Raw genomic sequence first — 12,472 nt, 5'->3', positions numbered from 1 at the left:
AAGCGGGCAGCCCATATGGGGCTGCCTTCTTATCCATTCAAGTCTCACGGAGGTTAACATGCTGGGAGAAAACCACCTGCTTTCCAACGAGTTTCCGCAGTACAGCGATCTTATCCAAAGCCTCAAGGCCAATGACAGCGACTTCAGTGCCAAGGCCAGACGCTATCATGAACTGGACCATAAGATCCGCGGATTGGAGGTCAACAAGGTGCCCACCACGGACGAACATTTTTCAGCGCTGAAAATCGAACGCGCTGAGCTCAAAGACCATATCTACCACGCACTCAAAGCTCACGCCGGTTGATGACATCCCTGAGGCTGAGGCATTTTTTGCATCAGCAACCGATACATCACAGGCACCCACAACAGCGACAACATGGTCGTTAATGCCGTGCCCCCCGCAATCGCCACCGCGAAGGGGGGCCAAAACCCACCTCCGGCAATGATAAGCGGTAAAAAGCCGCCCACAGTGGTAATGGTGGTGGAGGTGATATGGCGGGTACAGCTGGCCACTGTTTTCACCAGCGTCTCCAGGCTCATTCCGCGTTTCTCGGGCACATCTTCAAGTTCGGCCAGGATCACAATGGCGGCGTTGATGGCAAGGCCCATCAAACCAAGCAAACCTATGATGACCGTAAATCCAAACGGATAATCAAAGAGATATACCGCAAGCAGCCCAAGGCCTGCCGACTGTGCGGCGCTCAGCAATATGATGCCGGTGAGACGGAATGAGTTGAAGCTCAGCACCACTGTGGCCAGCAGCAGTGTCATCACCAATGCCACCGACGACAGCAGATTACCCACAGCCTCGTTGCGCTTGGCGCTCTCGCCGCCCACCTCGATACGGTAGCCTGGGGGCAGCGCCAGGGCATCCACCTGCTGCTGCACTTCCCTGAGTACCTTGGCTGGCAGCACCCCAGTTTGGATATAGGCCTCGACGGTATTCACCCGCTGGCCGTTACGTCTTGGGATGGCGCCGCGGCTGACGCTGATTTGCGCCTCTGACAGGGCTGAGAGCGGAATGCCGCGCCCGGACTGGGACACAAGCTCAATGGCGCCCAGACGGCCTTGCTGTTCACGCATGCTGTCATCCAGACGTACCCGTACCGGCAGCGATTCGGTCTGCTCGAGGATACTGCCGCCGCTGCGACCTGTGGTGGCCATTTGCACCTGATTGGCAATATCACTCAGCGACAGGCCGCTCATCATGGAGGCGTCTTCATCCACCGCCAGTTTTACCTTGGGCGCTCCTGGACTCAAGGTGGAGCGGGTATGGATAACATCGCTGTGGCGCACCAGAATCGAGCGCACCTCGTCACCCAGGCGTTTAAGCTCCTCAAGGGACGGGCCGTAAATCAGCAGTTCGACCGGGGCGTTGAAGGGCGGGCCCTGTTCGAGTTTGCGTACCAGCACCTGGGCCTCGGGGAAGTCCAGATCCAGCTTGCGCTGCAGCCGGGGGATAAGCTCGTTTGCGGTCTCGAAATCCTTTACCTTCACCATCGCCTGGGCGTAGTTGGCCGCCCCTTGCTGGCGCTGGGTAATGTTGTAGTAAAACGAGGGGATATTGCCACCCACCACCCAGTCGATGCGCTCTATGCCATCGGTTTGTTCAAGCTGCCTGTCCATGGCGGCCACGGTGGCCTGACTGCGCTCAAGACTGACCTGGGACGCCATATACACTTCGATTTGGAACATGTCCCTATCCGAAGGTGGAAAGAACTGTTCGGTCATGCGGCCGGCGGCCATAAAGCCGAGCAGCGGCAACAGACCAATCAGCAGCGCACTTCTGATAGGGGTATGCAGCAGTTTGCTGAGCAATGCCTCGTAAGCGGCCGCAAGCCTTGGCATCCGCACCCCGTGGGCGCGCCAGTCGTGGCCTTCGGTGGCCGGGCTGAAACGTCCGGCAAGCCCGGCTATCAGGGTGTGGGAAATAAGGTATGAGCCCACCAGGGCAAACATCACCGAAATCGCGATACCGCCAACAAATTCACCGGCAGCGCCCGGCATCAGCACAATCGGGGCGAAGGCGAGTATGGTGGTAAGGGTGGAGCCTGCCAGCGGCAACCACAGGTGTTTCAGGGTGTTGGAGACGGCTTCGAGGCGGCTTTGGCCCGCCTGTCGGCGCTGGGAAATCGCATCCACAATCACGATGGCGTTATCCACCATGATCCCGAGCGCCACCACCAGTCCGGTCACCGACATCTGGTGGATTGGCAACCCTACTGCGCGCATACAGGCCAGGGTGAACAGGGCCGTCAGCGGCAGCGACAGCGCCACGACCAATGCGTTGCGGGTGCCCAGGGTCAGCATCAGCACCAGCAGGATCAGCACAAAACCCTGCAACAGGTTAATGGCCAGTTCGCCAAGACGGCTGCTGGTATAGCTTTCCTGCTCGAACAGCCATTGCACCTCAATATTGCCGGGCATTCCGGATTCAAGCTCGGCTACTGTGGTACGCACCTGTGCCAGCCACTTATCGACCCGGGTGTTGTTGAGCATACGGGCGCTGACCATCAGCCCCCGTTCACCGGCAAGCAGCGCCACACTGTCGGGGGGCGTTTTGTATTGGCGCGAGACATTGGCCACATCGCCAAGGCGGATGATCTGCCCGGTGCCATCAATTTTCAGTGGCACCTGACGGATACGGGTTTGCGAATCAAGCTCGCCTGACACTTCCACCAACGCCCGGAAATGGGCGTTGTGGATTTCACCGGCGGAGATTTTACTGTCGGCGGCGGCAAGAATACGGGCGATGGCGCCGGGCGTGAGATCCAGCTGATTGATTTTATTGCCATCAAGTTCAACCAGAATTTCCTCTGTCGGCGCACCGTACAGGCGGGCAAAGTCGGTACCCGGCAACAGCCGCAAGCGGCTTTGCAGCTCCTTGGCGTAACGGCCTAGGATATCGACCCTGGGCTCGCCACCACCGCGCCAGGCCAGTCCCAAAATAACGGTATTGGCGTAACCAATCTGGTCATCCAGGGTGGGGGATATGACCCCATCCGGCAGCGACTGGCGCGCATCGGCCATCAGATCCCGGGCGCGGGACCAGACGGGGTCGGTCAGGTCGATTTCATCTTTCAGCTCCAGCTGGATAACCGAAATGCCCGGCCGCGAGGTGGACTGGATAAGCTTGAGCTCCTCAAGGCGGCGCAGCTGATTTTCCAGCACTTCAGTAACCAGCGCCTCAACCCGCTCGGCGGAGGCGCCCGGGTAGTGGGTTATTACCGATGCATATCTGTTGGTGATATGGGGGTCTTCCATGCGGGGCAGGGCCGACAGCGCTCCGAGACCGGCAACGATAAGCAGGGCGATAAAAAGCGCCGCCAGACGGCCGTTTTCAACAAATGCCTTGACCATGGCTTACCTCGTCGCGACCTGAGTGGAAGGGCGAACCTGTTCACCGACCACGAGTTTATGCAGCCCCTGGGTGACAATCTGATCGCCCTCGGCGAGCGCCCCGGTGAGGAAGGCCCTGTCTTTGTCGGTGTAGAGGATCTCCACATCGCGCCGCTCAATGACAAATTCGCCCTGGCCTTGCCCAACCACCACATAGAGGTTCCACAGGCCGCGCAGGCCGTCGGTGAGCGCAGACACAGGCACCCAGAAGCCGGGCTTATCCACTTGCTGGCGATGGCTTAGGTAAATGATTTCGCCGTTCAGCACCTGGCTGTCGGCTGGCATGGAGAGGCGAATTTCCACGGTGCGGGTCACCGGATTGATGGCAGGGCTGATGCCTTCAATCTGTGCCCTGAGGTGACGGCTGCCGGTGCGAAGCTCAACCCACTGGCCTTGACTCAGGCTGCGGGCAACATCCGCCGGCACCCCAACATGGCCCTGGGGCGCGCTGTTTTCTACCAGGGTGAACACCGGCTGCCCCAAGGGAACCACTTCGCCGAGGTTAAAGCTGCGCTGACTGATGCTGCCATCGAAGGGCGCCAGCAGCCGTGATTTTTCCTGCTTGAGACTGTTGGCATAAAGGCTGGCATTGAGGCGCTCGCGCGCACCTTCTAGACTGCCAAGCTTGCCTTGTAATTCATCCAGTTGCTGCACTGAGGCATAGCCTTGTTTTTTCAGCTCCTGACTGCGCTTTAAGGTAGAGCGGGCCAGATTGAGATCGGCACTGTTTTGCGCCAGTGCCGCCTCCAGTTCACGCTGCTCGGCAACCAGCAAACTGGTGTCCAGGGTGGCAAGCAGCTGGCCCTTGTTGACCTGGTTGCCGCTGTCGGCCAGCAGGCTGCTGAGTTTACCGGCAAGCTCAAAACCTACCCCGGTGGTGTTGGCGGCCCGCACTGTGCCACTGAATTCCAGTTGGCGGCTGTAGCCCTGGCTTTGGCTTAAGGATTCGGTGATGACGGTAGGCAGGTGCTTGCTGTCGAGCGGGACGGCATCCTTGTCCTGACAGGCGCCAATCAGGCCCAGCCCCAAAAGGAGCGGCAAGGCCTTAATCCATGGTTGGCGATTCACTCTGTTCATGGCAGTGTCCTGGCTGTAGGTTAAAAAGTGGTTAAACTGGACTGTCTAGTCTATTTTGGTAAAACTGGACTGTCTAGTCTATTTTATGGTTAAATCTATATCGTTTTCTTATCACCCATAAGTTGACTCCAGTCAGCGCAGCGGATTAATCAGTATGAGTTCCACCCCAAACAACAGCCTTAGCCGCAGTGAGCAAAAGCGTATGGCCATCCTGGAATCGGCCATCGAACTCTTCTGTGGTCAGGGTTTTCCGAATACCAGTATGGATGAGGTGGCTAAAAAGGCCGGTGTCTCCAAGCAGACCGTCTATTCTCATTTTGGTAACAAAGACGAGCTGTTTGTGGCTTCCATCGAGTCCAAATGTGTGATGCACGACATCACCCCGGACATGCTGGCAGATGTGGTGCATCCTGAGCGGGTACTGACGCAGTTTGCTGCCCGCTTTGGTGCCATGATTGTCAGTGAAGAAGCGCTGACGGTGTACCGCGCCTGTGTGTCTCAGGCCGACACTCACCCTGAAGTGTCGAAGCTGTATTTTGCCGGTGGCCCGAGTGTGATGCTGGCGCTGCTGAGTGACTACTTTCGCCGGGTCGAGGCCGAGGGCAAGTACCGCTTTGGCGATACCCGCCATGCCGCCATTCGTCTGTGTCTGATGTTGTTTGGTGAGCGGCGGCTAAGGCTTGAGCTCGGCATGCCGATTGAAGACAGCGACGAAGAGCGCAGCCGCTATCTCGACGAGACCATCAACATGTTTTTGCGTGCGGCAAGGGAATGATCCAAACCGCCTGATGCTACGTATTGGCGGGAAAATTCATCAAGGAGTCAGGGATGCGCTGCGCTAACCCATTAAACCGCTTTACCCGTCCGGTCTCAGTGCTGACTGTCGTTGCCGCTGGCATGGCGTTGCCAGCGTTGGCCGATGGCAGGCCGTCTCCCTTTTCACTGCAGGCGGCCTGGGTGTCTACCGATAAGGCCGATGTGGGGGATGCAACCCTGGGCCGCAATCTGTATATGTTTGATGCCAAAGGCAGTTATGCACTTTCGCGCCAATGGTCTGTTGGCTGGGGCCTTGGCTACGATGTGCTGGATTACAGCTGGCGCACCGCCGATGGCAAGCTGCTTGGCGGCGCTGCTAACCCCTGGAGTTCGATTAATCGCTACAATGTGTCGCTGAATATTGGTTATCGGACCGGTAACTGGCTGTTTGGTTTCAGCCCCATGTTGCAATACGCCTGGGCTGATACGGCGTCGTCGTCCGATGCCCGCAGCTGGGGGCTGGTGGCCAGCGCCATGCACAGGTTTGAGGATGGCAATCTGCTCGGGGTGGGCGCGATTTACCTGGATGACATAGGGGAAACCCGTGCGCTGCCGTTTCTGGCGGTGCGCTGGCAACTGACTGATTCACTGACCCTGGCCAACCCCTTTGACGCCGGATTCAGCGGGCCTGCGGGCCTTGAGCTCAGTTATCGATTCAACCCCAAATGGGAACTTGGGCTTGGCAGCTCCCGCCGCAGTCAGCGTCTGCTGCTGAATGACGATGGTCAAACGGTGGAAATCGATGAATGGGTGTCGTTTTTACGCCTTGGCTGGCAACTGGGGCAGAAGGTGAGCCTGAATGCCTACGCTGGCTACATGTTTGGCGGTGAAATGGAACTTGGCAGCGGCGAGCGAGAGGACCTGTCGGCCGAAGGCGCCGGCGCCATTGCTTTCTCTGTAGCTTTTTAATCATCGCCGCCATGAAAAAAGGACCATTTGGTCCCTTTTTTACGTTATTGCTCCGGCGTTATTCCAGCGGAGTTATAGCAGCGCCATCATTGCCCCAGCATATCTTGCTTCAGGCTTTTTTGGGCGGGTTTGTCGCCAAGCCAGATATTCAGCAGGGCTTTGGCAAAGTCGGTATCACCGATTTTTGGCCCGGCCACGCCGTTTTTCACCGCAATCACGCCATCATTGCCTGTGTGCAGCACAAAGCGATCGCCGGGTTTGATTTCAGCATCAAACAGCGCCATAAAGGCGGCAATATTCGCCTTCATGGCGGCATCCTGCTTGCCTTTGGTGGCAGCATCAAAGCCTTCATTGATGGCGTCACGCATCTTATCGCTGGTAATCAGGCCAGACAGAATATCTAGCTGGATAATGGCGTTTTGCTGCGCCAGCACCTGCTCGCTGGTTTGCGCCCTGGCAGGCAGATACAGGCTGCCAACGTACAAATCCATAAAGAATTTACTGCGGACACCGGCGCCGTTGAGTTGATAGGCCTGATTGTCCTGGGTCAGTGAATCGGCCAGGTCCACGCCGGACACTTCTTTGGCGGATGCGAAAAGCGGCAAAACGCACAACAGCAATGCGAGTAGAGACTTCATAAAAACTCCAAATAATGCGAATTAACTGCGAACGCCCAGCTGCACGTTGCCGTCTTGCAAAAACAGCGCAACCTGAGGCTGGCTGTCGCAGATCAGCAGTGGACCATCATCGAAAAACAGGAAGCACTTCCAGTTGCGCACAAACACATCCCAGCGGGTCTCGATGGCCTGGTATTTGTCGTAGCAAAAGAATACCCGGGTGTCGTCGGCCCATTCAATATGGGCTTCTACCACGGCGGGGAGGGCGGGATCTTCGCTGTCCCACGGGCCTTGCCAGGTATCTGATTTCACCCAGCTTTTAGGGCGTCCGCCCCAGTCGGCCTTGGAGAAGTGTTCGGAGGCACTGGCCTTATCGCTCACCAGTTGTTTCCACACCAGCATGGCACTCTTTTCATCCAGCGGATAAATACAGGCCTTGTCGTCGTCGCTCACGGGTAAATCTTTGTTGTTGAAAATCCACTTGCGACGATACTGCTCGAGGGGAATATGGCTGGTTTGCAAAAGACACTCCTGGTTAGGTGGCAAGGTTAGGTCGAAAAGTTGCCCGGAAAAGGTATTTAGGGAAGGTGCGAACTGTGCCTTGCATCTATCCACTTTAAGCACACGCAGAGCAAGCACGGGACTTATTCGCACCTTCCTTAGAAAAGCACATGGGCTGGGCGGCATTATAGCCAGATGCCGCCCACAGGCAAAGGTGCAGCCACTATTGGCGGTAGAGTTCGCTCAAATACTGCTTGGCCAGCGCATTGCCCGGATCGGCCTGTTCGGCCTGATGAAAGGCGCTGATGGCCATGTCCCGCTCACCGGCTTCCACCATAAACTGGCCAAACTTAATCCAGGTCACCACATCGCCGGCGTATTTGTTCAGGTACTCAAGGTAGGTTTCTGCCGCCGCCTGATACTGACCTGTCAGCTTAAGTACGCTGGCATAAAGCGGTAAATATTCATCGCTGGACTCAATCAGTTTCGACAGCGCCAGCAGCGAGATTTCCGGCTGCTTTACCTTAAGCCCCAAGGAGGCCATTTCCTTGTATTCGCGCTCGGTGAGATGGGTTTCGTCTATTTCCAGCAGGGCAGCAAGTGCGTTGCCGGGCTCATTTTTCAGAGAGAAGGCCAGGCTTTTGGCGAGTTGGCAAAGCCGCTTGGCTTCCGCATCTTTGCCGGCAAAACCTTGCAGGATGCGGGACATCTGCTGCAGCCCGCCTATGTGGCGCTCACCAAAAAGCAGCAGGAGTTTCTGCTCCACTCTGTCTAGCGAGTTGTGCCCTGATTTCATCTCCTTCGCCACAGGTGGCGCCGTATAGAGCTGAGCCTCAAATGCTTTACTCAGTGACTCCAACTGGGCGTTGGTGCTCGATGGCGGCTGTTGTGGGTGACGGCGCAGCCAAAGTTGGGCGCGCCCCGGCTCCTGATACTGGCGCCAACCATCGGCCAGTTTGGCTATATCAGCACCGGGCACTATTTCATCCAGTCGCAGCTGGTTCTTGGCAAGGGCCTCGTTACATAAACCGATGAGCATGTCGGCATTGACTTTAAAGGCGCGGTAATAATCCTGACTCATTTTATAGACAGCATCCTGCTGCCATTCACTGCTTTGGGCCGGGGTGAGGAAGGAAGTGAATTCTGAAAATCCAAAAAACTTAATGAAATGCGCCAAAACCCGATACTTGCCCAGCAGTGTGCTCTCAATGCTGTCGATACGTTTTTGCAGGCTTTGAAAATAGTCACTGCTGTGGCCTTTTTGCTGAATTGCCAGTGCAAGCTTTTTACTGTGATTGTGGGCTTCTTCGGCCAGCATTGCGATTTCACGGAATGCCTGGCTAGCTTGAGTGAGCTCGGAGTGCACCCTGGCAAGAAACGCGCTTTGGCCATCGCCTGGATAGCTGCATACCAATCGGTGAAGCGTGGCGGTCTTGTCCCCGGCTGGTGTCAGTCCTGAAATCCTTTCCGGTGCCTGAAACGAAATCCCCTTTGCAACAGCGGCGGTGTTCGACAGGTTGATGATCTCTTGATGTGACGAGCAGTGTTTTGCCTCTTCTTCCAGCGCTTGCAGTGCATACAGCAGCTGCATGGAGGTTTCGGCATCTTCGCCGTCATAGGTTTTTACCCATTCCCCGACAATGGTGAGGTTGGGGCCGGCTGCCGCTTCGTAACTGCCACTGGCGTGGGTGAAGCCGCTGCTCGAAAAACACAGGTCCATCCCGAGCAGGAATATCCGCTTAAAGCCCATTTTCAAGGCTAAATGCAGCGCGGCGTTGGTGACCGTCGGGCCTTGGGTGTCGATATTGGGCTCTTCCTGCCACGGCAGTCTTGCCCCCATGTAAAGCGCATGGCCATGCCACTGGGATAACAGCCGCGGCTCAACATAGGTGCTGTGAACGAAGAGGGCTTTTTCATCCAGGTGCAGCATGTCTTTACTGAGATCAAAGCTGACTTCCTGGGGGTCGACAGAGAGCACCACGTCTGGCGTGAGTTGATGGGCCAGCAGATTTTTACTGATCCTGGATACGGCAAAAATGGTGAGGCAGTGCTGATGCTGCTTGACCCACTCGATATGCCTGTCCAGGGACGGGCCACCGGCCAGGATCACACAATCTTTGTCGGTAAATCGCCCCTCAAGATGCGCCGCCGGAATGCGGCAGTCAGAGGCGTTTTCAAGGGTTCGCTTGGCAAATATTTTTTGTGTAAGACCAATGGATTGATTGAAGGTCTCTAAATCCATGCGCTTTTCAACCACAGTACACAGCTTGATGTAGTCGGGTAAAAACGCCATTTTCGCGCCCTGGGAGCGATGTAAGCTGGTGGACTTTTTAGTGAAGTACACCGGATAGACCCCTTCACTTACCCGTTCGCAGAAGGCGCTTAAGGGCAGCACCTCAACCTTTTCCTGCAGGGCCAGCGGAATTTCCACATTCAGCAGCGCCAGCACTTCATCAAGTTCTACAAACAGGTAGCGGCTGCCTTTTGGAAGCGGGCCTTCCATGACGTAATTGGCCAGGAGTCCCGAGTCCATTCCCACTAAGACATGCAAATGATTTTCTTTGCTGAACAGCTCAGGATAGGCGTCTTTGTACAGTGCCGCTGAGCGAACCGACTCAAACTGACGGCGGTTAATTGAGGGCAGGTAGGCTTCCCCAAAGGGACTGACAGCAAAAATGGGTTGTAGGGTGGTGGCGTCTGTCATGTGCTCTCCTGCCTGTGTGGGCGCAGCGTCAAAACTTTGTCTTTTTGGGTAAACCGTGACTAGTGAAGCGCGTGTTAGTGCTTAACCTGTGCAGTTAATGCAATCCTTATACCATCAACTATCAGAAAAACATGACACTTTTATCTATGGATCACTTTTTGCTAAGCATTGTTTGTTTGATGCGTGAACGGTTACAGCAAAGACGTGTCATAGCGCTGGACTTTTATGTCTGTCAGATTATGCTTTCAACTAATAGCTTGAATTTTACTAGAATATCAAGGTTTTGGTTGGCAGGGGGAAAGGATGTTTAATAACAAATCAATACTCATCACCGGTGGTACCGGCTCCTTCGGCCGCAAGTACGTGCAAACCCTGTTGGCACGGTATAAACCCAAACGCCTGATCATTTATTCCCGCGATGAGCTGAAACAGTACGAAATGCAGCAGATTTTCAATGAACCCTGCATGCGTTACTTCATCGGCGATGTGCGGGATGCCGACCGCTTGATGTATGCCTTCAAGGACGTCGATTTTGTTATCCACGCGGCAGCCATGAAGCAGGTACCCGCTGCTGAATACAACCCCATGGAATGCATCAAAACCAATATCCATGGAGCCGAAAATGTTATCCGGGCATCCATTGCCAATCAGGTCAGCAAGGTCATAGCGCTGTCGACGGATAAGGCCGCTAACCCCATTAATTTATATGGTGCGACTAAGCTGGCATCGGACAAGCTTTTTATCGCCGCCAACAATATCACCGGCGGGGGCAAAACCCGTTTCTCGGCGGTGCGGTATGGCAACGTGGTTGGCTCCCGTGGTTCGGTGGTGCCCCTGTTTAAAAAACTGATTGCCGATGGCGTCGATTCCTTGCCCATTACTCATCCGGATATGACCCGCTTCTGGATCACTCTGCAGGATGGGGTTGATTTTGTTCTGAAAAATTTTGCCAGGATGCAGGGCGGTGAGCTGTTCGTGCCCAAGATCCCCTCGATTCGTATTACCGATCTGGCCAGTGCTTACGCGCCTGAGCTTAAGCAGGCCATCATAGGGATCCGTCCGGGGGAGAAAATGCATGAAATCATGTGTCCGGCCGACGATTCCCATCACACCCTCGAATTTGACGACCACTTCGTTATCACCCCCAGCATTAAATTCTTTGGCCGTGAATCCGATTTTTGTACCAACGCCCTTGGTGAAAAAGGTAAGCCGGTCGAGATGGGCTTTGAATACAACTCTGGGACCAACCCACACTTTTTGACAGTGGACGAGATTATCGAACTGGATGCCAAGGCATGATCCCCTACGGCAAACAGGATTTAAACCAGGCTGATATCGATGCTGTTGTTGAAGTACTTCAGTCTGATTGGTTGACCCAGGGCCCTAAGGTGCCTGCGTTCGAACAAGCGGTGTGTGACTACACAGGTGCGAAATATGCGGTGGCGGTTAACAGCGCCACCTCGGCGCTGCACCTTGCCTGTCTGGCGCTGAGCGTTGGGCCCGGTGACCTTGTGTGGACCTCGCCAATTACCTTCGTTGCTTCTGCCAACTGCGCACTTTACTGCGGTGCCGATATCGATTTTGTTGATGTGGACGCAGCCACAGGCAACATGTGCCCCAAAGCACTGCAACAAAAACTGATTGATGCCAACGCCAATGGCAAGTTGCCAAAAGTGGTTATTCCTGTGCATCTGTGCGGCCATAGCTGTGATATGGAAGCCATCGCAGCGCTTGCCAAAGAGTATGGCTTCAAGCTGATTGAAGATGCCTCCCACGCCATTGGCGGCAGTTTTCACGGCCACAAGATTGGCAGCGGCTATTACAGCGACATCACTATCTTCAGCTTTCATCCGGTGAAAATTATCACCAGTGCCGAGGGCGGGATGGCACTGACCAACAGTGAAGCACTTGGGCAAAACATGGCCGCACTTCGAAGCCATGGTGTGACCCGCGATGCATCGCAGTTACATCGCCCTGACGAAGGCGGTTGGTATTACGAGCAGCACCAGCTTGGTTTTAATTATCGGATGACTGAGCTTCAGGCCGCGCTTGGGCTGTCACAAATGACCAGGCTTGATGAGTTTGTGAGCCACAGAAATCGCATCAGTGAGCACTACGACAGTGCGCTTGCGCCGCTGCCACTTTCGATAGTTAGGCCGCTGGATAACAGCATCAGCGGCCGACACCTGTATGTTATTCGCCTGCAACAGCCCGAGAAGCGCCGCGCGCTGTTTGACGAGCTTCGCCAACAAGGGATCCAGGTACACGTGCATTACTTCCCGGTGCATTTACAGCCGTTTTACATGGGCTTGGGGTTTAAGGAAGGTGACTTCCCGAACGCTGAACACTTCTATAAAGCGATATTGACGCTCCCGCTTTTTCCAACATTGTCCGATGTGGAAAGGGATTACATATGTTCGCAAATTGCGCGAGTTATTTAGTTTGGAGA

General features: G+C 55.3%; 10 protein-coding genes. 5 read left to right on the top strand and 5 right to left on the bottom strand.

From position 1 onward, the window contains the following. The first annotated feature begins 58 nt into the window (after window positions 1-58). A complete protein-coding gene (locus tag STH12_RS10550; protein ID WP_126167513.1) occupies window positions 59-304 on the top strand; it encodes a YdcH family protein in 246 nt (81 codons plus the stop codon). Here the strand turns inward: STH12_RS10550 and STH12_RS10545 are convergent. Then, window positions 292-3,360 carry an efflux RND transporter permease subunit gene (locus STH12_RS10545; RefSeq protein WP_126167512.1) on the bottom strand — a complete coding sequence of 1,023 codons (3,069 nt, stop codon included), beginning with the start codon at window positions 3,358-3,360 and terminating at the stop codon, window positions 292-294. The genes STH12_RS10550 and STH12_RS10545 overlap by 13 nt on opposite strands. A 3-nt stretch (window positions 3,361-3,363) precedes the next feature. After that, complete coding sequence (locus tag STH12_RS10540; RefSeq protein ID WP_126167511.1) at window positions 3,364-4,476, bottom strand: efflux RND transporter periplasmic adaptor subunit; 1,113 nt, start codon at window positions 4,474-4,476, stop codon at window positions 3,364-3,366. Window positions 4,477-4,630: 154 nt separating this feature from the next. Here STH12_RS10540 and STH12_RS10535 point away from each other — a divergent pair, with 154 nt between their 5' ends. Together STH12_RS10535 and STH12_RS10530 are read left to right on the top strand one after the other, a co-directional pair. Beyond that, complete coding sequence (locus tag STH12_RS10535; RefSeq protein ID WP_126167510.1) at window positions 4,631-5,251, top strand: TetR/AcrR family transcriptional regulator; 621 nt, start codon at window positions 4,631-4,633, stop codon at window positions 5,249-5,251. Window positions 5,252-5,304: 53 nt separating this feature from the next. Next, window positions 5,305-6,201, top strand: coding sequence for a DUF6268 family outer membrane beta-barrel protein (locus tag STH12_RS10530; protein WP_126167509.1), 897 nt, complete (start codon window positions 5,305-5,307; stop codon window positions 6,199-6,201). 86 nt (window positions 6,202-6,287) lie between these two features. On the opposite strand, the gene STH12_RS10525 is transcribed toward STH12_RS10530, so the two are convergent. From STH12_RS10525 to STH12_RS10515, 3 genes are all read right to left on the bottom strand, one after another. Then, window positions 6,288-6,839, bottom strand: a complete 552-nt coding sequence (locus STH12_RS10525; protein ID WP_126167508.1) for a chalcone isomerase family protein — start codon at window positions 6,837-6,839, stop codon at window positions 6,288-6,290. Between the two features lie 21 nt (window positions 6,840-6,860). Then, window positions 6,861-7,340, bottom strand: a complete 480-nt coding sequence (locus tag STH12_RS10520) for a DUF2947 domain-containing protein (RefSeq protein ID WP_126167507.1) — start codon at window positions 7,338-7,340, stop codon at window positions 6,861-6,863. 202 nt (window positions 7,341-7,542) lie between these two features. Next, window positions 7,543-10,023, bottom strand: coding sequence for a motility associated factor glycosyltransferase family protein (locus STH12_RS10515; protein WP_126167506.1), 2,481 nt, complete (start codon window positions 10,021-10,023; stop codon window positions 7,543-7,545). A gap of 303 nt (window positions 10,024-10,326) precedes the next feature. Between STH12_RS10515 and pseB the strand changes: the two genes are divergently transcribed. Together pseB and pseC are read left to right on the top strand one after the other, a co-directional pair. After that, window positions 10,327-11,322, top strand: coding sequence for a UDP-N-acetylglucosamine 4,6-dehydratase (inverting) (gene pseB / locus STH12_RS10510; protein WP_126167505.1), 996 nt, complete (start codon window positions 10,327-10,329; stop codon window positions 11,320-11,322). Then, complete coding sequence (gene pseC, locus STH12_RS10505) at window positions 11,319-12,464, top strand: UDP-4-amino-4,6-dideoxy-N-acetyl-beta-L-altrosamine transaminase (RefSeq protein ID WP_126167504.1); 1,146 nt, start codon at window positions 11,319-11,321, stop codon at window positions 12,462-12,464. Before pseB ends, pseC begins: the two co-directional genes overlap by 4 nt. Window positions 12,465-12,472: the final 8 nt, after the last annotated feature.

This window comes from Shewanella khirikhana (genome assembly GCF_003957745.1).
Taxonomy (GTDB): domain Bacteria; phylum Pseudomonadota; class Gammaproteobacteria; order Enterobacterales; family Shewanellaceae; genus Shewanella; species Shewanella khirikhana.
Note: the sequence above shows the minus strand (reverse complement) of the source record. Positions and strands in the feature narration are given on the sequence as shown.

What these genes read in the sequence shown, in the direction of transcription:
- STH12_RS10550 (WP_126167513.1), top strand. Translation starts at nt 59, where the DNA reads ATGCTGGGAGAAAACCACCTGCTTTCCAACGAGTTTCCGCAGTACAGC.
- STH12_RS10545 (WP_126167512.1), bottom strand. Translation starts at nt 3,360, where the DNA reads ATGGTCAAGGCATTTGTTGAAAACGGCCGTCTGGCGGCGCTTTTTATC.
- STH12_RS10540 (WP_126167511.1), bottom strand. Translation starts at nt 4,476, where the DNA reads ATGAACAGAGTGAATCGCCAACCATGGATTAAGGCCTTGCCGCTCCTT.
- STH12_RS10535 (WP_126167510.1), top strand. Translation starts at nt 4,631, where the DNA reads ATGAGTTCCACCCCAAACAACAGCCTTAGCCGCAGTGAGCAAAAGCGT.
- STH12_RS10530 (WP_126167509.1), top strand. Translation starts at nt 5,305, where the DNA reads ATGCGCTGCGCTAACCCATTAAACCGCTTTACCCGTCCGGTCTCAGTG.
- STH12_RS10525 (WP_126167508.1), bottom strand. Translation starts at nt 6,839, where the DNA reads ATGAAGTCTCTACTCGCATTGCTGTTGTGCGTTTTGCCGCTTTTCGCA.
- STH12_RS10515 (WP_126167506.1), bottom strand. Translation starts at nt 10,023, where the DNA reads ATGACAGACGCCACCACCCTACAACCCATTTTTGCTGTCAGTCCCTTT.
- pseB (WP_126167505.1), top strand. Translation starts at nt 10,327, where the DNA reads ATGTTTAATAACAAATCAATACTCATCACCGGTGGTACCGGCTCCTTC.
- pseC (WP_126167504.1), top strand. Translation starts at nt 11,319, where the DNA reads ATGATCCCCTACGGCAAACAGGATTTAAACCAGGCTGATATCGATGCT.